Source organism: Pseudomonas sp. PH1b (assembly GCF_000633395.1).
Lineage (GTDB): Bacteria > Pseudomonadota > Gammaproteobacteria > Pseudomonadales > Pseudomonadaceae > Aquipseudomonas.
The window spans coordinates 1-23790 of record NZ_AYMU01000003.1 but is presented as its reverse complement, the minus strand read 5'-3'; the positions used below and the strand labels follow the sequence as shown (position 1 = coordinate 23790).

At 64.5% G+C, this 23790-nt stretch carries 9 protein-coding genes and 1 pseudogene; 7 read left to right on the top strand and 3 right to left on the bottom strand.

Features of this window, described 5'->3' with window-relative positions; translation table 11 throughout:
* The first annotated feature begins 101 nt into the window (after positions 1-101).
* On the top strand, positions 102-506 hold the full coding sequence (locus U873_RS0105650; RefSeq protein ID WP_025127310.1) for a DUF2251 domain-containing protein: 405 nt from the start codon (positions 102-104) through the stop codon (positions 504-506).
* A gap of 138 nt (positions 507-644) precedes the next feature.
* Here U873_RS0105650 and U873_RS36585 read toward each other — a convergent pair whose 3' ends face one another.
* Entirely contained in the window at positions 645-1427 is a 783-nt protein-coding gene (locus U873_RS36585; RefSeq protein WP_157838063.1) for a hypothetical protein, read from the bottom strand.
* 555 nt (positions 1428-1982) lie between these two features.
* On the opposite strand from U873_RS36585, the pseudogene U873_RS34250 reads away from it, so the two are divergent.
* The 6 genes and pseudogenes from U873_RS34250 (at position 1983) to U873_RS0105620 (ending at position 21615) form a co-directional block, all read left to right on the top strand.
* Positions 1983-4116, top strand: a pseudogene (locus U873_RS34250) (type I secretion system permease/ATPase).
* The gene (locus U873_RS0105640; protein ID WP_025127309.1) at positions 4113-5501 is read left to right on the top strand and encodes an HlyD family type I secretion periplasmic adaptor subunit; all 1389 of its coding nucleotides are present in this window, start codon (positions 4113-4115) and stop codon (positions 5499-5501) included. Before U873_RS34250 ends, U873_RS0105640 begins: the two are co-directional and overlap by 4 nt.
* Before the next feature lie 2 nt (positions 5502-5503).
* The gene (locus U873_RS0105635) at positions 5504-7651 is read left to right on the top strand and encodes a type I secretion system permease/ATPase (RefSeq protein ID WP_025127308.1); all 2148 of its coding nucleotides are present in this window, start codon (positions 5504-5506) and stop codon (positions 7649-7651) included.
* A gap of 114 nt (positions 7652-7765) precedes the next feature.
* Entirely contained in the window at positions 7766-16765 is a 9000-nt protein-coding gene (locus U873_RS0105630; RefSeq protein ID WP_025127307.1) for a TcdA/TcdB pore-forming domain-containing protein, read from the top strand.
* Between the two features lie 78 nt (positions 16766-16843).
* Positions 16844-18289 (top strand): TolC family outer membrane protein, encoded by a 1446-nt coding sequence (locus U873_RS0105625; RefSeq protein ID WP_025127306.1) that lies wholly within the window; start codon positions 16844-16846, stop codon positions 18287-18289.
* 80 nt (positions 18290-18369) lie between these two features.
* Positions 18370-21615 carry an ATP-binding protein gene (locus U873_RS0105620; RefSeq protein WP_025127305.1) on the top strand — a complete coding sequence of 1082 codons (3246 nt, stop codon included), beginning with the start codon at positions 18370-18372 and terminating at the stop codon, positions 21613-21615.
* Here the strand turns inward: U873_RS0105620 and U873_RS0105615 are convergent.
* Positions 21612-22529 (bottom strand): LysR family transcriptional regulator, encoded by a 918-nt coding sequence (locus U873_RS0105615; protein ID WP_025127304.1) that lies wholly within the window; start codon positions 22527-22529, stop codon positions 21612-21614. The two genes, U873_RS0105620 and U873_RS0105615, sit on opposite strands and share 4 nt — an antisense overlap.
* A 20-nt stretch (positions 22530-22549) precedes the next feature.
* A complete protein-coding gene (locus U873_RS0105610; protein ID WP_025127303.1) occupies positions 22550-23530 on the bottom strand; it encodes a two-component system response regulator in 981 nt (326 codons plus the stop codon).
* Between the last annotated feature and the right edge of the window lie 260 nt (positions 23531-23790).

Genomic DNA, 23790 nt, shown 5'->3' with positions numbered 1-23790 from the left:
AAGGGCACGCTCAAGTCGACCTCGGTTTGGCGATTGCCGGAATAATCCCGGGTTGTCATCATGCGTGCCTTTCAACACTCAACGGGACAGGGATTGCCGCAATGCCCATTTATCTAGCAGCTGAAAGTGAACTGAATGTAGGCCAGGATCTGGTACTGGAGGCTCCCGCAGAGGAAGGCTCGTTGGTCGTGGTTTTTGAAGACGATGGGCACACCGCTTACTTCTACGCACTGGATACTGCCGTCGCCGACAACCCGATTCACGATGCGCTGCATATCTACAACGTTGCCGATGTTTCCGACAACGACAAGCCATCGGTGGTGAAAATCGGCTGGTCCATCGACCACCGCAAGGCGGTGCTGCTGATCAACGATTATCCCCACGCGGTATTCGATTTCGACGCCAGGCAGGGATATTGCAGATCCGGCTTTCCACCGCAGATGGGCAAAGGCTGGTCCGAAGGCGGTCATCAATGGGACGACGCCGCGCTCAATCTGTTTGCTTGATCACAAGCCTGGCATTGCCAGGTTTTTTTCATTCGCAGGTACGAAGGCTGGAAAAGCCGATTGTTCGAAGTTCATAGAAACGGCCTTGTTCAGTTCGTTGAACTCGTCAATCCACTTTACAGTGGACAGGCCAGATTTTTATCTGGCCCGCTCGCTGTTATTGGGCTTTGCTGTTTTGTCATCATCACGCGAAGTGGCGTTGATTCCGACTGTCCTGCACTCAAACAATAGTTCTGGCGCTCCCATGGGTTTCAGCTTGTATACGCATTGGCCAAGCTCCTGGGTCTGCCAAGGCAGTGCTCGTATATAGGCCAAGCTGTATGGGGAAACACTGAGACTTTTATAAACAGCAAGAGGGGGTGGGTGGGGGCTCTCGCTGACGCCTATTTTTAATCGTTCGCAGGTTTTTTGATCATGGGGCATCTTGCTCCGTAGCTCTTCCGGCAAAGATCGAGCATAGAAATCTGGATTGCAGCGCACGGCCTGAGCAATCCACTCAGTGCGGTTCACTACGATTACCGTGGCGCTTAACGCCGCACCTATCAGACCAAACGTCAGGTACCCCACCTTCGTCCAATCAAGAGTGTTGGCTGGCGGCGGCTTGAGAATATCTTTGGCGAGCGGCCCTAGCTGGCTGGCTATGTAGCCGGTTAACACGAGCCCCAAAGCATTGCTGATAGGCGAATACAGTGCGCCGTCAACCGGGTCGAACGGAACTGCCAGCACGGCTACAACACAACCGCTTATAAGTCCGATAAAAAGCAAAAAGCATCTTTTTCTCCATTCGTTTTGTGCTGGGCTGGAGCCAAGTACAAAACAAAACACGATCGCGAGCGCTAGACAGATGAGAAACGCAAGATCTGTAAGGGCTGCGGTAAAGCTCGGTGCGATCGGAGTAAATATTCCAATCAGAGGTTCCATGGTATGGCGCTCCAGTGAACTAACCGGCTGGCTACTGCACACAAGCTCTCATCCTTGCAACAATACGAGGAACACTACCTCGGATTACTGACCACCAAGGAAATCTGGGAGAGGTAGGATTCAAATTAGACTGACTTTTCACAGCTGCCAGTGTTTATGTAACAACTTTTTCCGTGCGGATTGCCCTCCCGATGTTTTCGCGGATTCAGATGCGCGTATTTCACAACAAGGGAAGTGGGCAGATATTACATATTCGCCCTTATGCATTATTCATTGAGCGTTACCACGAGTGTCTTGAGCTTGTACGCCTCCTAAGGGCTGAGTAGATCCTTCACGAGCCCCCCAACCTGCATGATTTCAATCGAAGCGGAAGGTGTTTTTCCGGGAAGACTTCAAGTTTTAGTTAAAACGCTTCAATCCAAACGCTGATTATCATCGTCAGTTTTCTGACTCAGACTTCGTTCCTGCCTCCACGCTCTCTGGAGCAAGAAACGAGCGGTCTATGCCAGTCAGTTCTGCAACACCCTGCTGCCAATGCTTAACGGACGCTGCGCTATGACGCGGTTGTCTGCCACTTCATCCCCAGCCGGTGCGGCCGTTCATTCAGCCTTGGCCTGTTGCCACCTGCTGCTGCAACTGACCCAGGAGCGCGCGCCGCAAGCCGCCCCCCCCGGCCCCAGCCCCGCCGCTTGACCTGCGCCGGGCGGTCAGGGATTACGCACGAACCGCCGGCGTCGAACTACGCCTTGAACGTCTGGCATTGACCAGGCTGACCCCGAAGATGGTGCCCCTTGTCTGGCGCAACCGGCACGGCGATTTCATCCTGCTGGCCCGGCTCTCTGACACCCAGGCGCTGGTGCAACGACCTGCAGTGCAGACCCCTGACGTGATGGACCGTGCGCAGTTGGCCGAGCAGTGGAGCGGGGAGGTGATTCGTCTGCGTCAGGGCGGCCTGCGTTTCGATCTGTCCTGGTTCATTCCGGAGCTGCTGCGCCACCGGCGGGTCTTGGGTGAGGTATTGCTCTGCTCGCTGTTGCTGCAGGTACTGGCCCTGGCGACCCCGCTATTCTTCCAGGCGGTCATGGACAAGGTCATGGTGCACCGGGCGCTGTCGACTCTCGACGTGTTGGTGATGACCTTGGTGGTGGTCGGCCTGTTCGAGGTGCTGCTCAAGGGCTTGCGCGAATACCTGTCGGCGCACACCGCCAATCGCATCGATATCGGTCTTGGCGTCAAGCTGTTCCGCCATTTGCTCGGCCTGCCGTTGCTGTACTTCAAGCAGCGCCAGGTCGGCGCGATCATCACCCGGGTCCAGGAGCTGGACAGCATCCGCGAGTTCCTCACCGGCTCCCTGCTGACCCTGTGCGTGGACGTGGCCTTCACCTTGGTGTTTTTCGCCGTCATGGCGTGGATTTCCTGGCCGCTGACCCTGCTGGTGCTGCTGACCCTGCCGCTGTATGCGCTGCTGGCCTGGCTCAGCAGCGGGCCACTGGAAAAACGCATCGAGCGTCAGTTCTACAGCGCGGCGCGCAACACCGCCTTCCTCAATGAAACCGTGAGCAGCAGCGAAACCATCAAGAGCCTGGCGGTAGAGCCACGCATGCAGCGGCGCTGGGAATCCCAGACCGCGGAAATGGTCGAGGCCGGGTTCGCCAGCCAGACCCTGGGCAGCGCCATCAGCCAGGCGGTGACCCTGTTGCAGAAGGTCACTGCGGTGGCGGTGATCTGCTGGGGTGCGAGCCGTGTCATCGACCTGCAGATGACCATCGGCCAACTGATCGCCTTCAACATGATGCTGTCCCACGTCAGCCAGCCCATCGCCAAACTGATCGACGTCTGGCAGCAGTTCGTCCGGGTGCGGGTGTCGGTGGACAAGCTGGGGGACATGCTCAACCTGCCGGTGGAGCAGGCCGAGGGCGACCGGGCCCCGGAGCAGCCGCTGCGCGGCGAGGTGCGCATCGAACAGTTGGCTTTCCGCTACCGTCCGGAACTGGCGCTGGTGCTGCGCGGCCTGGACCTGCATATCGCCGCCGGGCAGACCCTGGGCATCGTCGGGCCGTCCGGCTCGGGCAAGAGCACGCTGACCCGCCTGCTGCAGAAGCTCTACACCCCTGATGCCGGGCGCATCCTGATCGACGGCCAACCTTTGGCAGAATTGCCAGCGGCCTGGCTGCGCAGCCAGATCGGCGTGGTGCTGCAGGAAAACTACCTGTTCAACCGCAGCGTGCGGCACAACATCGCCCTGCGCCATCCCACCGCCTCCCTGGAAAGCGTGATCGACGCCGCGCGCCTGGCCGGCGCCCACGACTTCATCCTGCGCCTGCCCCTGGGCTACGACACAGTGCTGGCCGAAGCCGGCAGCTCGCTGTCCGGTGGCCAGCGGCAACGCCTCGCCATTGCCCGGGCGCTGATGGGCGACCCGCGCATCCTGATCTTCGACGAAGCCACCAGCGCCCTGGACGATGAATCCCAGGCGCTGATCCAGGACAACATGGCGCGCATCGCCCAGGGCCGCACGGTAATCATCATTGCCCATCGCCTGTCGGCGGTGCGCCATTGCCAAAGGATCATCGCCCTGGAACAGGGGCGCATCAGCGAGTCGGGCAGCCACCAGCAACTGCTGGCCAACGGCGGTTGCTACTCGCGGCTGTGGGCCTTGCAACAGGCCCTGCGCGAGGAGCAGGCATGATCTTCGGCTCACTGCTGCGCACCTTGCGCCGTGCCCGCCAGCGCCTGGCTCAGGCCCCGGCGCTGCTCAAGCGCAACCGCGACGAATACGAATTCCAGCCCGGCTACCTGGAGATTGTCGAGCGTCCGCCGGCGCCCTGGGCGCGGGCCACGGCGCTGCTGCTGATCTTCAGCATCCTCCTGGCCCTGGGCTGGGCGATCTTGGGCTTCCTCGACATTCATGCCAGCGCCGCCGGGCGCCTGATGGTCTCCAGCTACACCAAGGTGATCCAGGCCCACGAGGCCGGTGAAGTGCGCGCCATCCATGTGCGCGACGGGCAGCGGGTCAAGGCCGGCGAGGTGCTGGTGGCGCTGAACCCGATTGGCATCGACGCCGAATTGAGCGAGCTGCAAACCCAACTGGACTTCAAGCGCCTGGAGCTGGCCCGGGCCCGGGCACTGCTGACCCCGGAGCCATTGCACAGCTACCAGGCGCCTGCGGGCCTGGAGCCACAGCAGGCAGCGGCGGCCCGGGAGCAACTGCTCAGTACCTGGAAGGAAATCAGCGCCAACCTCGACAGCCTCAACGCCGAGATCGCCATCAACCAGGCCAGTCAGCAGGCCCGGGGCAGCGAGATCAGTGCCCTGGGCAAGCTGGCCAGCAATGTGCGCAAACGGCTCCATGCACGCCGGGCGATGGCAGCCGAACAACTGATGCCCCTGGTGGAATTGCTGGAACAGGAAAAGGAGCAACTGGACGTCGAACGCTCCCTGGCCCAGCAACAGGCCGAGCTGCAGGTGCTCAAGGCCCAGGCCAGCAATCGCCGGGAGCAGCGCGACAGCTTCCTGGCCCGGACCCAGCGCGAACAGCATGAAGTGCTCAATCGCAGCCAGCAGGACATCGCCGTGCTCGAGCAGCAGCTGATCCGCGGCCGCGACCGCCAGCGCCTGCAGACCCTGCTGGCACCGGTGGACGGGGTGGTCCAGCAACTGGCGGTGCACACCCTGGGTGGCGCGGTGCAGGCGGCGCAGCAACTGCTGGTGATAGTGCCCGAGGGCGCCGAGCTGGATGCCGAGGTCATGGTGCTGAACAAGGACGTGGGATTTGTGCGGGCCGGCCAGCCGGTGGAGATCAAGGTGGATGCCTTCCCCTATACCCGCTACGGCACCTTGCGCGGCACCGTGGACCATGTCTCCGGGGATGCCATCAAGGACGAGCAACTGGGGCTGGTGTTCCCCACCCGGATTCGCCTGGAACGGGCGGCGATTGCCGCGGGGCAGGGCTGGATGCCCTTGCAGGCCGGCATGAGCGTGACCGGCGAGATCCGCACCGGTGAGCGGCGGGTGATCAATTACCTGCTGAGCCCGATTCGCGAGTACCAATCCGAAGCGTTGCGGGAGCGTTGAGCATGACCACTGCCTGCAACCCTGGCGACGAACTTTCGCCGACCCTGCTCGACACTAGCCTGCACGCCCTGGCCTGGGCCGCCCGGCGCTTCGACCTGAGCATCAGCGTGGCGCAACTGACGCACCGCCTGGGGCGGGTCGAGGGCCTGGCCGACAGCCTTGACCTGCGGCGCTGCGCCGGCTGGATCGGCCTGCGCGCCCGGGCGGTGAACAGTCAGGTGCAGCGCCTGGACCACCTGCCGTTGCCGGCCCTGCTGGAAACCAGCAACGGCTGGGCGGTGCTGGACGCGGTAGAGGGCGACCAGGTGCGCGTCTACTGGCCGCTGCTGGGGCAATGCCAGAGCCTGTCCCGGGCCCAGCTGGCCCAGCTCTGGCCCCCCGGGGGCCAGGTGCTGTTGCTGGCCGAGCAGCATGTGCAGCCCGGGGCCCGGGGGGTCGGGGTGTCCTGGTTCCTGCCGTCGATCCTCAAGCACGGGCGGCAGTTTCGCAGCGTGCTGCTGGTGTCGCTGATGCTGCAGGGGGTGGCCCTGGTGACTCCGTTGCTGTTCGAGAACATCATCGACCGGGTGCTGGTCAGCCGCGGCCTGTCGAGCCTGCAGGTGCTGGGCATCGCCATGCTGGCCCTGGCGCTGTTCGAGCCCTTGTTCGGCCTGGTGCGTTCCTGGCTGTTCAGCAACGTGGCGAGCAAGATCAACGCCGAGTTGTCGGCGCGCCTGTACCAGCACCTGATCCAGCTGCCGCTGGGGTATTTCCAGGGACGCCAGAGCGGCGAGATCATTGCCCGGGTCGGCGAGATGCAGCAGATCCGCCAGTTTCTCACCGGCTCGGCCCTGACCCTGGTGCTGGACCTGGCCTTTTGCGGGCTGTTCATCGCCGTGATGTACAGCTACGCACCGCTGCTGACCTGGGTGGTGGTGGGCTCCCTGGCCCTGTATTTCCTGTTCTGGCTGTGCGTGGGGCCCTTGCTGCGCAGCCGCGCCTTGCGCGAGTACGAGTTGAATGCGGCCAACACCGCCTTTCTCACCGAGGCCGTGACCGGCATCGAGACCATCAAGACCGGGGCCATCGAAAGCGGCTTCCAGCAGCAGTGGCAGCGCCAGCTGGCGGCCTATGTGCGGGCGGCGTTCCACACCCGCATCGTCGGCATCTGGGCCGGGCAGGGCATTGGCCTGATCCAGAAACTCACCGCGGCGCTGTTGCTCTGGTGGGGGGTGATGCTGGTGCTGGACGGCCAGTTGAGCCCGGGCCAGCTGGTGGCCTTCAACATGCTCGCCGGGCATGTCGTGGAGCCGATCCTGCGGCTGGCCCAGGTCTGGCAGGACTTCCAGCACACCCTGATCTCCCTGCGCCGGTTGGGCGACATTCTCGACACCGAGTGCGAAAGCGGCAGCGGTGGCCTGGCCTCGGTGCCGGCGCTGCAGGGCGGGGTGAGTTTTCAGGGGGTGCGCTTTCGGTACCAGGAAGACGGCCAGGAAGTGCTGCGCCAGCTCGACCTGGAGATCCAGCCGGGGGAGTTCGTCGGCATTACCGGGCCTTCCGGTTCCGGCAAGTCGACCCTGACCCGGCTGTTGCAGCGCCTGTATGTGCCGCAGCACGGGCGAGTCATGGTGGACGGCATCGACCTGGCCATCGCCGACCCGGTGGCCCTGCGCCGCAACATGAGCGTGGTGCTCCAGGAAAGCCTGCTGTTCGCCGGCAGCATTGCCGAGAACATCCGCCTGTGCCGGCCCCAGGCCAGTGATGCCGAGGTGCAGCACGCCGCCCGCCTGGCGGGGGCGTCGAGCTTTATCGAGGCCCTGGACCAGGGCTACGAGACCCAGGTAGGCGAGCGTGGCGGCCAGCTGTCCGGCGGCCAGCGCCAGCGCATTGCCCTGGCCCGGGCCCTGCTGACCAACCCCGGCATTCTGTTGCTCGACGAAGCCACCAGCGCCCTGGACTACGAGTCGGAAGCGGCGGTGATGAGCAACCTGCAGGACATCGCCCGCGGTCGCACGGTGATCAGCGTTGCCCATCGCCTCAATACCCTGCGCCACGCCGACCGGATTCTGGTGATCGATCAGGGCCGGGTGCTCGAACAAGGTACACACCAACAGCTGCTCGACCTGGACGGGCTGTACGCCCGGCAGTGGGCCCTGCAGATGAAGGATTGACCCCACCGACGGCAGGAGGATTCACCCACCAGTCATGTCTCCCCACCCCGCATTTCCCTAGGCAGCTCTTCACCACGCGAAGGGCTTTGCTCAAACAGACAAAGGATCACTGCAATGGCTTCCATGTCCAAGGATTTCACGCGCCTGCTCAACTCCCTGATCGACCAACAGATCAAGGCCGCCGGGCGCCAAAGCGAATGGTTCAACATGAGTGCCGACGAGCGCGCCGCGTACCTCGGCGAGGTCGGCGAACGCCTGCTGGATATGCAGCAGAGCACCCTCAGCGTGCTGGCGGCCCAGCACTTTCAGATGCAGGACAACCCGGTCTCCCTCGGCGACCAGTTGCAGACCCTGCAACAACGGCGCAAGGAAATGAACGCCATCGCCGACACCCCGGCCACCAGCGCCTACAAGCAGCAGCTGGACCGCGACATCCTGCTCTACAGCCGGCAGGACGCGGCCGTCAGCCGCTATGACCAGAGCTGGACCAAGGCCCTGGGCGTGCTCGGCGCCGGTGGCGGGCAAAAGCTCGACCTGAAGGGCCTGACCGCCGATGCGCCGGCCAAGCAGGGCAAGCTCGCCAAGCGCATCAAGGGCCTGGAGCAGCAGCTCGAGGTGCAGGTGGCCGACACCACCTTCAGCCAGGCCTACGTGACCCTGTTCTCCGAGTTGCAGGCCTACAAGGAAGTCAGCGCCCGCTACGACGCCCTGCTCAAGACCGCGCCCAAGCAGCAGGTCGCGAGCCTGGCAGCGCTGGCCAAGCCGCCCCGGGCATCGGACGAGCTGCCAGTGAACATTTCCCTGCTGATGTTGGAGGAGCGCCCGGGCTACATCCGCATGAACGTGGCGCTGGTCAATGCCAGCACCGACGGGCGCTTCAAGGACTTCTACCTGGACGGCGGGCGGCTGGTGGTGCCCACCGATGGGGTGTTGAACTTCTCCTTCGGCACCGCGGCCCGTTCCCTGGCCTGGCAGCAGCAGTACCGGTTGAAGAGCGAACCGCCGTCCATGCGCTCGCCGACCTATGCACCGATCCGCTCGGTGCTGGTCAAGACCGGCTTCGTCGAGCAGTACTTCGCCCACCACTTGGTGTCGGAAAGCTCGTTGCGCGAGGGCTTCAAGGCCCAGGTCCTGAGTGACGGCCACAAGCTGCTGCTGACCAGTGTCGATCGCAAGGTGCCCAACCAGGTCGGGGTCCAGGTCTCGGGCCAGTCCCCGGCTACCAGCGTGCGCCGCGAAGTGCCCCTGGGCAGTGCCTTGAGCGAACTGATCACCCGGAACGCCGACCTCAGCAGCTTCCAGACCATCGGCCTGGAGGATTTCCGGCACAACAGCTACCAGCTGGACCGGGACGGGGTCTTCGTCAATATCCACGAGCTGGAGCGCTCTGTGGGCTTCAGCGAACGCCAGTACCTGCTGGAAATGCCCCAGGGCGGCGAGTTCCGCGCTGCCACGCCGTTTGCACTGATGAGCGTGGACGGCGACAAGGTCAGCAGCAGCCACCTGAGCAAGGCCCAGACCGAGGCCCTGTACCAGTACAACGCGGCGTTCTTCAACAAGCTGGAACAACTGCGCGACGGTGGCACCAAGGCCAGCCGCCTGTTCGAAGGCAGCAGCGAGCGCGCGACCTTCGTCCAGCAACTGAGCCGCCTGCTGGAGCGCAACCACATCACCCCGGCTGGGGTGCTGATGCCGCAGCACATCCGTGCCAGCCTGCGGGATATCAAGGGCAACAACCTGAACAAGGTGCTCTGGGAGCAGTCCTTCGCCGCGTCGGTGTGGCAGAGCCGGGACAGCGACGGGCTGCTGTTCGGCCTGGCCGACAAGCTGGCGCAGTCCCCGGCGCTGGCCAAGGTCCTGCAGGGCGGTTATGTGCAGAGCGACATTGCCCAGGCCAAGCTGTTGCTGGCACCGCTGTATGAGCAATGGCGGACCCAGGCCTACGACGCGGAAAACCTGCGGGTCGCCAACGCCAAGGCGCAACAGCATCCCGACAACCCCAAGGTGGAGGCCGTCGACCAGGTGGCGGTGGAGCGCGCCCTGGACAGCAAGCTGCTGAACCTGTTGTTGCGTGGCCCCGCAGGGCTGGAGGCGGGGGATGCCCAGCTGCGCCCCGCGGTCGAGGCGCAGTTGGCCGGCGACCAGGGCCGCAGCTTGCGCAAACAGGCGCTGTTCCATGCCCTGCGGCCGGTGGCCGACAGCTTTTCCAAGGCCGCGGCGCCGGTCAATGGCCACCCCGGGCTGGCACCGTCCACCGGCGCCGACCGGCTGGTGATCAACAACCGGTTGAATCAGCCCGACCCGTACCTGATCCTCAATACCCACCCGGAGCAGGCCCAGGCCGCTGCCACCTGGCTGATCGCGGATGACAAGTACCGCAGCTACAACCAGTTCCGTCCCGACCCGGCGAACCCCGCCAGCCGCTACATGAGCGACCTGGACACGCCGTTCGTGGGCGGCATTTCCGGCACCACCCAGACCGTCAGCAACGTCTTGCCGGAGCTGTTCGGCGGTGCCCTGAGCGTCAAGCAGTACTGGCAGTTCCAGATGGCCAACGCGGCCTTCATGATCCGCAACGGCTATCACTCGTTCTTCGAGACCCTGTATGTGGCTGCCCGTTACGAGCCCCAGGGCCCGGACAGCATTGGCCCGGACGTGCTGCAGATGTTCGACCGCTACCGCGCCCAGGGCAGCACCCAGGCGTTGCAGGGCGAGCTGTACGACGGGGTGATGGAGCGCGTCCTGCCGCTCGTCAATCAAGGCTTGCCGGCCAGCGAGGAGTTCCATGCGCCGCGCTTCACCGACGTCGGGCCGATGCCCGCGCTGCTGGGACAGGCGGCCAAGGACCTGCAGCTCAAGGCCGGGCTGGCCTCGCTGGGGGGCGGGGCACCACCGCGCCAGGGCAGCGCCGACATCCAGCAGTTCAGCGCCGACCCGGTGCAGTTCGCCAAGACCCACACCCTCAGCGCCGAGGCCCTGGTCAAGTCGGGGCGCCTGCCGGCCCAGGGCAATGTGCAGTTGGTCAAGGTTGCGCCGAACCTGTACGAGCTTGAATACACCGGGCATGGCGCTGGTGAGGTGGCCGGCAGCGGCAACAGCGCACCGGCGTATTTCCTCGGCTACAACGGCCCCAACCAGAGCAATGACGCACCAGCCTATGTGGACATTCCCAAGCAGGGCGCCGAGGGCCGCTTCCTGTTCACCGGCACCCTGTCGGGCTGCTCGCTGGTGGTGACCAGCCTGGACGCCAACACCTTCCGGGTCTATCACGACGGCCGGGTCAACAGCTCGCTGCTGTACGACAACGTGGTGATGGCCGTGGACTACAAGGACTACCAGGTTGCCGGTACCGCCGAGGGCCTGGCCGCCGCCTACATGCAGTACGTGGACGGCCAATGGCAGCTGGTGTACCAGCGCCAGGAGTACCAGCGCCAGGGCCAGACCGTCTGGCCCAAGCTGCGCGAGGGCGCCGAGCCCCTGGAGATCCAGACCGCCAACCCCCAGGTGACGGAACGCAACCGCACCCAGTTCGCCACCTACCGCGAGCAGGTGCACCAGAACCTGAAGAAAGTCGCGGCGCAGTTCGGGGTATCGGCCGACGGGGTGGCCGACGGCGTCTACCGCGACGGGGCATTTACTCCCGAGCATCCGGCGATCGCTGCCTGGAACCAGCTGCGCGAAGCGGTGCAGGCCAAGGTCAGCGCCGATATCCAGCAACTCTCCGAGCAGCGCTACCAGTTGCAGGAGCAACGCCGCAGCGCCGCTGACAAGACCCTGATCGACCAGCAGATCAAGCAGATCAACCTGACCCAGGACTACTACCGGGCGCAGTACGATCCGGTGCTGCGCGAAGCCGGTTCGGTGGAAAAGACCTGGCTCTGGCAGCAGATCAAGGCCAAGGACGGCACTGGCGCGGTGGTGCGCACCGACGATACCGCGATCCAGGGCTCGGGCCAGGAGCGGGCCAGCAGCGTGGGCGAGCGTTATGCCACCGCCGAGGCCTACCAGCGGGGCGCGCGGGGCACGGCCTTCAGCGATGGCCTGCGGGATTTTCGCCAGATCAAGATCCCCGGGGTCGACGACGGGATGTCGTCCCTGGAGATGAAGAAGCTGTTCCTCGAGGGCGCGCTCTCGCCCCAGCAGCGTGGCGCCCTGAGCGCACGCATCAGCGAAACCGCCCAGGCCGAGTACATCGACAAGGTGTTGCGCCAGACCGCGGTGTTCAGTGAGGACTTCCGCACTGCCGGCAGTGTCTTCAGCCAGCTGGCGCCCCAGGACTTCTACCTGTCGCTGGTGGGCGACCGCTCCGGCGGCCGTTGCTACCCCTTGGTCCGGGCCATGGCCGTGGCCCTGGCCAGTGGCGGCGAGGCGGGGGTCAACAGCCTGGTGCAGAAGCTGTTCCTGGCTTCCGCCGACCCGCAGGCCGGCAGCTCGACATTGCTCAAGAACAGCCTGATCCGCCTGCACTCCAACGTCGACGCGGTACAGGCCTCGACCGAGGTGGGGCAGCTCAAGCTGTCCGATGTGGTGGCGCGACTGGCTGCCAGCAAGGGCACGGCGATGTACGCCCTCAATACCCAGAACCACTCGATGATGGTGGGCAGCACCTCGACCGCCGAGGGCCAGCGCTACTACTTCTACGACCCCAACGTGGGGATCTTTGCCTTCGATTCCACCCAGGGCCTGTCCCAGGCCATGCAGCAGCACCTGGTGAAGCGCAACCTGGCCACCCACTACGGCTCGTTCGGCAGCCAGTCGGCGCCGGCCTTCAACCTGATCGAGATCGACACCGGCAAGATGGCCGAGGTGCCGGTGGGCAACGGCCTGAACGTTGCCGACCTGTCCCGTCCCGAGGAGCTGGCCGGGGTCATCGGCCAGCGTCGCCAGGTCGAGCAGGCGCTGGACGCCCGCCAGCGGGTCAGTGAAGACCTGCGCCTGGGCGCGGCACTGACCACCTTCGACGCCGAGCAGTGGGGCGCGCGCTTCGAAGCCGCGAGCACCCGCCTGGCCCGGGAGAACCAGCTGGGCAGCCAGTGGATACCGATCATCGCCACCACCGAGAGAACCCCGGAGGGGCGCTATCAGGTGCAGTTCATCAACCGTGACCAGCCCGAGCGCACGCAATTGCTGACCACCCACGATGGCACCTTTTTCGAGTTCCGCCGCTTTGTCGATGAGCACATGCGCGTCTTCAACCAGCACTTCACCCTGGAGCATGGCCAGATCCGGCCCCGTGCCGGGGTCAGCGAAGCCTCGGGGGTGGACGGCCTGAACGCCGGCTTTGCGGTACAGACGCTGATCCAGTGGTTTGCCGACAAGAACCGCAAGGATGCAGGCCAGGGCACGCAGTCGCCGGACCTGGCCACTGCGTTGAAGATCCACAGCTACCTGGGCCTGGTGCAGATCGGCCATGGCACCGTGCAGGATGTGGCCAATGTCACCAAGCTGGTGCAGACCGCCCTGCGCGGCGAAGCCATGGCCGCCGAAACCTCCCTCAAGGACTTTGCCTCGACCCTGGGGCACACGGTCAACGAGGGCGCGGGCCTGCTGTTTGGCGGGGCCATGGTCGGCCTCGATGCCTACGAGCTGGCCCATGCCGAGAACGATGTGCAAAAGGCCGTGTTCGGCACCCAGCTGGCGTTCGATTCGGCAAGTTTTGTCAGCGGCGCGGCGGGTATCGGTGCCGGGCTGATCGGTGCCTCGACAACAGCGGCGGTGCTCGGTGGCGCGGGGGTGATCCTCGGTGGCCTGGCGGTGGGCTTCACGGCACTGGCCCAGGCCTTTGGCGCGGTGGCCGAAGACGCCAAGGCGGTGGGGCGTTACTTCGACACCCTCGACAAAGCCTACCAAGGCAACGGCTATCGTTATGACGAAAAACAGCAAGTGCTGGTGCCGCTGGCCGGGGCGGTGGTCAAGCGCCTCGACCTGCGGGCCAACGAGATAGGTTTCGATAGCCAGTACATTTACCGCACCCATCACGGCTCCACCGGTTCAGGGGCGATCAACTACTTCTTCTGGGTCGGGGACTTTCCACGGATGATCCACGACCGCGCCCAGGCGATCGAGGTACGCAGCGGCATTGGCCACGGCGACAAGCCGCCCAAGCTCGAACACGGTGACAGCAGGACGGTGATCCTGCCGGGCACGCCCAAGTCCTACATCAGCTACGAGTACATGATCCTGCCGGGTGCCACTACCCGGCATGACACGGGTTTCGATGTGATTCGCAAGCTTGAGCAGGACCGGCGTTTCGACTACGACTTCTACATCTTCCCGAGCGAGGAGACGATCCGGCGCATTCACCAGGAGTACGTCGAGACGCCGGTAGAAGTGCTGCTCGATGGGCACAACCGGCAATTGGTGATACCGCAGCTGCCCAAGGAACTGTATGGCTACCTGCGCTACGACATCCAGGGTGCAGGCGGCGAATACCTGATCGGCCTCAACGAAGGCACTGAGGTCAGGCTCAGCAACGAGGTCGGCAGTCAGCCGTCACGCTGGATCATCGACAGCAGCCAGCTTGAGAGCGACAGCATCAGCGTGGCGAAGGACCACTTGCTGGTGGGTGGGGTCAAGGTCAAGCTCGATCCGGCCCAGAGCGGACAGGTGCTGCTGGTCAACGCCAAGGGCGAAGTGCGTGCGGCCGATTTTGCCAGCCAGTCCACCTACGTGGTGAAGGAAGACGCCAGCCAATGGCAAGTGCCCGGGCACCGCATCGAACAGCACCTCAAGGAACTGGCGCAGGCCCATCAGTTGCACGGCCAATACGTGCTGGTTGAGAACTACAAGCACGGTGAGCGCAATGTCGGCCGGGCGTACTACGACGTCGCCAACGACCGCATGCTGTTCACCGACACCGATGTGCAACAGGCGCGCAACGCTCAGTTGGGGGCGGTCATCGGCGAGCAGGCCTACTTCGTCGATGCCGAGAACGCCGCCGCCTGGCGGGTCGATATTGCCAGCGGCAAGGTCGATGCGCAGTTCGCCCCTTCGTTCAACCAGAGCGCCGGCCAGATCAGCCGGTTCTGGCAAGAGGGCGATGCGGTGTATCTGGCCCGTCGCTATCAGCTCAAGGAGCGGGAAGCAGAACTGAGCTTCCGTATCCTCGGTGACCGGATGGAGCTGGTGGGGGTGGTCGGCGATGAATCGCTGCTGCAACTGTCGGCAAGCAACAGTCAGCATGGCAAGGACGCCAAGACCCTGCTCAATACTTTGCTCAGGGGCTACGAGGCTCAGGCCACCCAGCGCGATACCCCGGTGTACAGCCTGGGGGCGCCCCTGCTGGAGCCGACCGCGGCAGAGCTGATCACGGTGTTTGGTCTGGATAGCGCCAAAGTCGCGCACCGCTACTGGGTGCGCAGCAGCGACGGCATCGTGATCAAGCCGAACCTGGCGCCACCGGCCGGGCAGGCGCCGCGTGCCGATGCCCCGGGTCAGGCGCAAAGCGCCTGGCAGATTCCGGCGGACCTGGTGTTGGCGGGCAGCCTGGCGCAGCCCGGTGGCCAGGAAGTGTTTTATTTCTACAGCAAGGCGCAGCAGGTGCTGTTCCGCCAGGAAGGGCCGGGGCAGAAGGTGCTCGATGCCGGCCAGCCAAGCGCCTTGCGCCTGACCACGCCACCCCTGGCCAATGTGCTCAATCTCAATGGCCATCTGCTGGCCGTGACCAAGGACGGGCGCATGGCCCGGATCGAGGCGACGGGACGCCTGAGTTATGAAGCGGTCAACGAGCATTGGCTCAAGGGCCGTGCCAACTGGTGGCAGGACCTGGCCAGCGTCAACGGCAGCAACGCCACCCTGGCGGTATTCGGGGCCAAGGCCGGCGATGGCAAGACGGCGCTGGCGGTGTGGTACCACAACGGCCAGGTGGTGGTGGCTGCGGCCGCGCTGCAAGGCAAGCCGCTGCAGTTTCTCGGCTTCGACAGCGCCAGCTCCAGCGCGCGGCTGTTCGAGCCCGAAAGCGGCAAGCTGTACCTGCAGGCACCGCTGAGCCCCGAGGCACTGAAAACGGCCTTTGGCGGCGATGAGGTGCTTGAGGCCACGGCGCAACTGCCCGCGGCCACGCTGTTGCTGCCTGAGGCACCGCTGCGCTCGGCCGTCCAGGTCGATGCCGGCTTGCGCCTGACCACGCGCCAGGGGGAAATCCTCTTGCGCGCCAATAACGGCGATGTGCAGCTGGTGGCGGTCGACAAGGGCTGGCAGCAGGCGCATGCGGGCAATCTGCCCCAGGCGCTGGCGGCAGTGACCGGCCAGTGGGGCGCCAAGGGCGTGCTGACCCTGCAGGACGCCCAGACCCGGGGTTGGTTCGATATCGCCAGCGGGCGCTTGTATGCCAGCAACGGCATTCCTGCCGCCGGCGACCTGCGCTTTATCGGTGTGGACGCCGAATCGCCGCGCTCGGCCTACGTCTACAGCCCGACCGAGCAGGCACTGTACAAGGTCAAGGAAGGGGCGGCGCTGAAGCTCGGCCACTACGGCAATGTCGAGCGTATCGGCTCCTCGCTGCTGCTGCAGGGCATGGCGGGGGCTGACGCTCGGGATGAACTGGCGCCCCCGCTGATTGCCGGGGTCGACAGCGTAGTGCTGCACGGAGGCAGTGCCGACGATACCTATCGCCTGAGCCCGGCAATGTGGGCGCATTACCGCACGGTGGTGATCGACAACGACGATCCCGGCCAGGCCCTGGATCGCCTGTTCCTGCCGGTGGCCGATGGCAACAACATCCTCGTCAGCCGCCAGGGCGAGGACGTGTTGCTGACCGACGTCGGCAGCGGCAGCGCCCTGGTGCTGCGCCAGGTGCTGGGCAACCAGGCTGCGGCGCATCGGCATCTGCAGATCGAGCTGCAAGGCGACTCGGCCGTGATCACCGTCGACCACCTGCTCAAGGGCTTCGCCCAGACCGGGCTGACCCAGGGCGGCTTGTTCGAGCTGTCCTCCCGTGAGAACAAGCCGGTGCCGGACAGCAATGCCATCGCTTCGGCGACGGCGCTCGAGGGCCCGAGCCTGGCCAAGCTGAGCGGGGCCATGGCGGCCTTCGCCGACACCGGCGGTGCCCGCGAGCATCTGCCACAAGACCGTCAGGCCGCGCAGGCGGTGCTGGTACCTCCACTGAGCTGACCGCAGGGGAGTCATCACAGGAGGGGCGCAAAGCCCCTCCTGTCTGCGGCCCTATTATTTTCTTGTGTAGAACTCACCATGATCAAACCCATGACTTCGCCACAGCGAGCCCTTGCCGGCTGGCTGCCTGTCCTTGCATTGCTTGGTGTCGCCCAGGCGCAGGCTGCGCAACACCCGCCCGAGGGGTTGCCCAGCGACCTGTGGCGGGTGTACCTGGATGCCCGTGAGCACAACAGCGAACTGGCCGCGGCCCGTGCCGACCAGGCCGCCCGGGCCGAGGCCGTGCCCCAGGCCCGGGCCGGGCTGCTGCCGACGCTGTCGGCCAGCGCCGACCTGAATGCCACCGGCACCTCCCTGCAACAGCCGCGGCAGGACACCCGGCGCAGTGGCACCAGCTATCAGGCGGTGCTCAACCAGCCGCTCTTTCGTGCCGATCGCTGGTTCACCCTCAAGGCCGCCCAGGCCGAGGACCAGCAAGCCCAGCTGGAGCTGGCCGCGGCCGAGCAGAAACTCATGCTCGACAGCGCCCAGGCCTACTTCGGCCTGCTCAAGGCCCAGGACGCCCTGGCGGCGGCCAAGGCCGAGGAAGCGGCGCTCAAGCGTCAGCAGCAACTGGCCGAGCGCGGCCTGCAACTGGGCCTGTCGGACCGCACCGATGTGCTCCAGGCCGAGGCCGGGCATGACACCGCGCGGGCCAATCGCATCGTCGCGCAAAAGCAGACCGACGATGCCTTCGAGGCCCTCGACACCCTGACGCATCAGCAGTACCAGGCCATCCAGGGCCTGCGCCACGACATGCCGGTGCGGTTGCCCGAGCCCAACGACGCCCGGCGCTGGGTGGACACCGCAGTGCGCCAGAACCTGACCCTGCAGGCCAGCCAGCAGGCCCTGGAGGCGAGCCAGCAGACCCTGAGCGCACGCAAGGCCGGGCACGCGCCGACCCTGGACGCGGTGCTGCGCTACCAGACCGGTGACAACGACAGCCTGGGCTACGGCAACAGCGACATCCGTGGCAATGGCTACGGCGGCAATGTCGAGCAGCGCACGGTCGGGCTGCAGTTGAACATTCCGCTGTTCAGTGGCGGCCAGACCCGCTCCCAGGTGCGCGAAGCCCACCAGCGGATGAACCAGCGCGAGTATCTCAACGACGGTTTGCGCCGTCAGGTAGTGGAGCAGACCCGCAACCTGCATCGTGGCCTCAACAGTGGTGTCGATCAGGTGCAGGCGCGGCGCCAGTCGATCATCTCCAACCAGGGCGCGGTGCTGGCCTCGCAGATGGGCTTTCAGGTCGGGACCCGCAATATCGTCGATGTGCTGGAAGCGCAGCGTCAGCTCTACAACGCGGTGCGCCAGTACAACAACAGCCGCTATGACTACATTCTCGACACCCTGCGGCTCAAACAGTCGGTGGGCACCTTGTCGCCCCAGGACCTCAAGGCGCTTGGTGATTACCTCAAGGCCGACTACGATCCGGACCGCGATTTTTTGCCGCCGGAGTTTCCACGCCGGCTGGCAAGACGCTGACCGGGCCTGGCGATGCCCCGAGGCAAGGGTTGGCGGGCAAGATTTTTTTCCGGTAAAGGGGCAAGCAGTTGTACGGGTTATTGGACTTCTTCGACGGCCACCGGCGGTGCTGCTATGCCCTGGGTGTGCTGATCGCGGCCGGCGCCGCGGTGGCGCTGGGCAACTACTACCGGCTGCAGGTCGAAGACGTCTACCGGGCCAGCGTCGAACTGCAGACCCGGGAGCAGGCCCAGGACCTGGAGCAATGGAAATCCAACGGTTTTGCCATTGGTGCACTGTCGATCCTCGGGCGTCACAACCCCTCGCTCAAGCGCATCGTCCTGGAGCCCGAACCCTCTGCGGACCTGATGGAACGGGCCACCATCCCCCTCAAGACCCTGTCCCTGGTGGTGGACGCCAACCATGCGTTCGTGCTCAACCGGGACGGGGTGGTGGTGGCCGCCCATGACCAGCAGGGGCAGACCCCACTGGGGCTGAATGTGGCCTTCCGACCCTACTTCAAGGTGGCCCTCAAGGGCGGCAGCAGCGTCTACGGCGCCATCAGCAGCACCACCGGCACCCGCATGTTCTACATGGCGGTGCCGATCTTCGAATCACGCACGCGCCAGGACCAGGTGATCGGGGTGCTGGTGGCGCGTTTTGACGCCGATATGCTCGATGCCAGCCTGAGCAAGCCGTACAGCGACGACCTGAAGATGATCCTGTCGCCCAGCGGCGTGGTACTGGCCGCCAGCTCCCCGGCCTTTGTCCTCAAGTCCGACCGGGCCTGGCCGTGGAACCGCTTCACTGGAGAGATCCGCCGCCAGTTCGGCGACTACCGGTTTGCCAACGGCGTGCCCGAGCGCCTGCCTTTCGATGCCCGGCAGCCGGTGGTGCGGCTGGATGGCCGGCGCTACAGCCTGTCCCGGGTGGATTACGACTGGAATGACCCGAACGGTCCCTGGACCCTGATCACCCTGGGCGACCTGGATGCGCTGTTGCCAGGGGAACAGGTGCTGCTGATCGAGGGATTGAGTGCCCTGGTGTTCCTGCTGTTGCTCTGGGGCGGCCTGCGGCGCCTGGCCGATGCTCGGCGGCACAAGCGCGACGTGGCGCAGATCGAGCAGAGCGAACAGCGCCTGGACATGGCCCTGCAAAGCGGCGCCCTGGGGCTGTGGGACTGGAACCTCAGCCTGGGCACGGTGATCAACAACGATGTCTGGCTGCAGATTCTCGGCTACAGCAAACAGCAGATGGAACAGGCCTTCGGCCATGGCCTGGAGCGCTGGACCTGTCTGGTGCACCCGGACGACTACGAACCGGTCATGGCCCTACTCAAGGCGCACCTCAACGATGAAGTCGGCGAGTACCGCGCCGAATACCGCATGCGCAACAAAGACGGGCAATGGCTGTGGGTCCTGGACATCGGCAAGGTCATGCAGCGCGATACCAATGGTGAGCCGACGCGGGTCACCGGGGTGTTGCAGGACATCAGCGAGCGCAAGGCGGTGGAAACGCAAATCCAGCAATCACGACGCGATGCCGAGCTGGCCACCCAGGCCAAGTCGGAGTTTCTCGACAGCATGTCCCATGAGATCCGTACGCCGCTGAACGCGATCATCGGCATGGCCCACCTGGCACTGGACTTGCCGCTGGAGCGGGTGCAGCGCGACTACATCGAAAAGATCGACCGTGCGGCGAAACACCTGGTGGGCACCATCAACAGCGTGCTTGATCTGTCGAAGATCGAAGCCGGCAAGCTGAGCATGGAGCAAGTGGGCTTCGACCTGCGGGAACTGGTGGACGATGTGTTGCTGTTGGTACGCCAGCGTGCGGAGGAAAAAGCGCTGCGGCTGTACCTGGATATTCCGGCCTCGCTACCAGGGCGTTATGTCGGTGATCCACTGCGCCTGGCCCAGGTGCTGACCAACCTGGTGGACAACTCGATCAAGTTCACCGAGACCGGCCATGTCTGTATTGGCGTGTGCCTGGTGCGACAGTGGGGCGACAAGGCCCGGCTGTGCTTCAGCGTCACCGACACCGGGGTGGGGCTCAGCGATGAGCAGCAGACACGCTTGTTCAATGCCTTTGTCCAGGCGGACCTGTCGATCAGTCGGCGTTACGGCGGCAGCGGTCTGGGGCTGACTATCTCGAAGAAAATCGTGCAGATGATGCAGGGCGACATAGAAGTACGCAGCACGCCGGGCCAGGGCGCAGTGTTCAAGTTCAGCGTGCAGTTGGGCATGCCGCAATTGTCGCTGCAAGCGCCATCCACCTCAAACAGCACCACGCCAGCCGTACCAGCGGTTACCGGCGCAAAGGGGCTGTGCACGAGCAAAGACTATGCCCAGCTGCTGGCGGGTACGCGGGTGCTGGTGGTCGAAGACAACCGGCTCAACCAGGATGTGTTGCAGGGCTTGCTGCAGCGCGTCGGCATACAGGTGCTGCTGGCGGCGAATGGCGCCGAGGCCTTGAGCCTGTTACTCGAAGGAGGGCGCTTCGACGCTGTGCTGATGGACTGCCAGATTCCGGTCATGGACGGCTACGGCACGACGCAGAAGATTCGCGGTTATCCGCACCTGAAGGCGCTGCCGATCATCGCCGTGACCGCCAGTAGCCAGGCCGATGTGCAGGGCAGGGCGCTGGCTGCCGGAATGAGCGACCTGCTGAGCAAGCCCCTGGAGGTTACGGTGCTCTATCGGACCCTGGTGCGCTGGATCAAACAAGTGGAAATGCCGGCGGCGCAGACTCCGCCACCGCAAGCCGCGAGCCCCCGGGGCATGACCTACGAGGGAATCGACAGCGTGCTCGGGCTGGCGGTGGTTAACCAGGACCTGGCGCTGCACCAGAAACTGCTGGCGGATTTTCGTGATACCCAGCAGCAGATCATCGAGCGCTTGTGGCGTGCCCATGCTGCTGAGGACCTACCCGTGATCGGCTTTCTTGCCCACAGCCTGCAGGGTACCGCCGCAAGCATCGGCGCCACGGCGATCAGGCAAGCCGCCAGGCAATTGGAGGAACACTGTAGCGGGCAGGCTGACCTTGCGCCGCTGATCCAGCAGTTGGCGCAATGCCTTGCGCCGGTACTGGCCGGCCTGGCGTCGCTGCCGGCGGCGGGCGATGAGTGTGCGCTGGAGAACCAAGGGCTGGACGCTGAACTGATGCCCAGGCTGGAGCGGCTGGGGAACCTGCTGCGCACCCATAATGCGCAGGCTCTGGCGATGATCGATGAGCTGTACGAGCAGCACCCGGGCGCTGCCCTGCGGGCCATTCAGGAGCGGATTTACCGGCTGGAATTCCAGCAGGCCCATGACCTGCTCGTCGACTTGCGCACGCAGCAGAGCTAGCCAGCACTCTGGGTCAGGGCCAGATAGCGGGCCATGCGGTCCGTGCAATGCTCGACCAGACATTGATGCAAGGCGCGTAACGACGAGGTGATCTGCGAGCGGTGCGATACCACCAAGCTCAGCGGCGCGGCGTCGGACTGCCAGCCAGGCAACAGCGGCAGCAGGCGACCGGCGAGCAAGTCTTCGATGACATTCAACAGCGGCAGATTGACCACGCCGTGGCCGGCCAGTGCCCAGCGCCGTGCGGCATCGCCATCATCACAGCAAAAATGCCCCTGTACAGCTACGTCCTCGACCTTGCCGGGCGCATGGAAACGCCAGCGGCTCTCCGGGCGGCCAATGCTGTGGCAGATGATGCACTCGTGGGCACTCAGCTGTTCCGGCGAATCGGGCTCGCCATGTTCAGCCAGGTAAGCGGGCGCAGCGCAGGCGATAAAGTAATGCTGCTTGAGCACCGGTAGCTCGACCAGGTCCAGCGCCAGGCTTTTGCCATAGCGCAAGGCGGCATCGAAGCGGCCTTTGAGCAGGTCCTCTTCCTTGTCGCTCAGCGCCAGCTTGATATGCATTCGCGGCCGTTCCTGCTTGAGCCGGGCGAGCATATCTAGCAGCAGGTTGCGGCCCAGGTCGGAAGACACCGTAAGCTCCAGCATCCCGTCATCGTGACTCAATGAGCGCTTGCCGTTGGCCAGGATCTTCAAGGCGTGCTGTGCACTTTCCAGGTAGCGTGCACCCTCGGGGGTCAGTTTCATGGTGCGCGTGGACCGCGTGAACAGACGCACGCCAAGACGGTTTTCCAGACGCTTGAGCCCCAGGCTGGCGGCAGCCGGGGTGATCGACATGATGCGAGCGGCGGGCGACAGGCCCTGCAGTTCGGCAATCAGAATGAACAGCTCCAGATCTGCGAAGTTAGGCATTGGCGAGGCTCACAGTCCGTTCAACGGTCGAGAAAGGTCTGTGAAGACCTCAGCAAGGCCGCCGAGAGCGGCTCCGGACCGCCGGCGATGCATTGCTCGAACCCCGGCTGCTGGTACATCTGGCGCATGGCTTGAGCATGGCGACTGGAGAGATCATCGGTACTGGCTTGGAGCAGGTGCAAATGGTAGTTCAGCGCAAGGGCGAACAGACGGGCCGAGTGGGGGAGGTGCTCCCACGTTGCCGGGCTGCATGGGCCCTTGAGCACAGTTTCGGCGTGGGTGATTTTCCAGGCGAGGTTGAGGATGCGGTCTTCCGGCTCGGCGCGGGCGAGAATTTCCTCAATCAGTACCCGACTGTGGGCCAGCGCCTGATCGATACGGCTGCCCGGCTGGTTGAGGCCCATCAAGGCCAGGCAGGCGGCGTTGCGAAACGCTGCGGAGTCGCTCTGGGTCACACTGCCGTCGAGCAGGATGGACAAGGTATCGAGCAGGGCTTCGAGACGGATCTGCCGATTGCCGGCCAGTTGCAAGGCCAGGGCGCTGATAAAACCGTCGCGCATGTCACTGCCGGCCGAGGGCTCCGCGACGGGTTGCAGGTCATGCAGGGGTTTGTTGCGATAACCCAGTTGCGTCGCCACCCGGGCCAGCACCACCGGAGGCGAAATCGGCTTGGCGATGTAGTCGGCGGCGCCGAGCAGCAGGCCCATGCGTTCGTCTTCGACGCTGCTGCGCGAGGTCAGGAAAATCACTGGAATGCTCGCGGTCGCCGGGTGGCTCTTGAGCTCGCTGAGCACCTGGAAGCCATCCATCTCGGGCATCAGGATGTCGAGGATGATCAGGTCGGGGCAGGCGCTGCGCGCCAGGGCCAGACCACGCTCACTGCTCTTGGCCAGCAGCACTTCATACTCGGTCGTCAGGGTTTTCGAGAGCACGATCAACGATTGCGGATCGTCGTCGATCGCCAGGAGGGTATAGGGCTTGGGAACATGCTCTGCGGGCATGACGAGGGGGGCCTGAACAAGATAGGGCGGCAGTCTATCTTATTTTGGCGATACCTAGCGTACTGCTTGCCAAGTCAGCGTCCACACCAAGCGCAGCAGGGCATGCACTGCTCTCTGAAACATCTCTGAATCAAGATCAATCGTGCGCTATTGATGATCCTTAGCTGCGCAGTGCCTGATCGAATAGTTAGTCTTCTGCAGAAACCAAGAGAGCACGGAGTTGGACCTTTAGTTAGCCATCTGAAATATAACTCAACTAA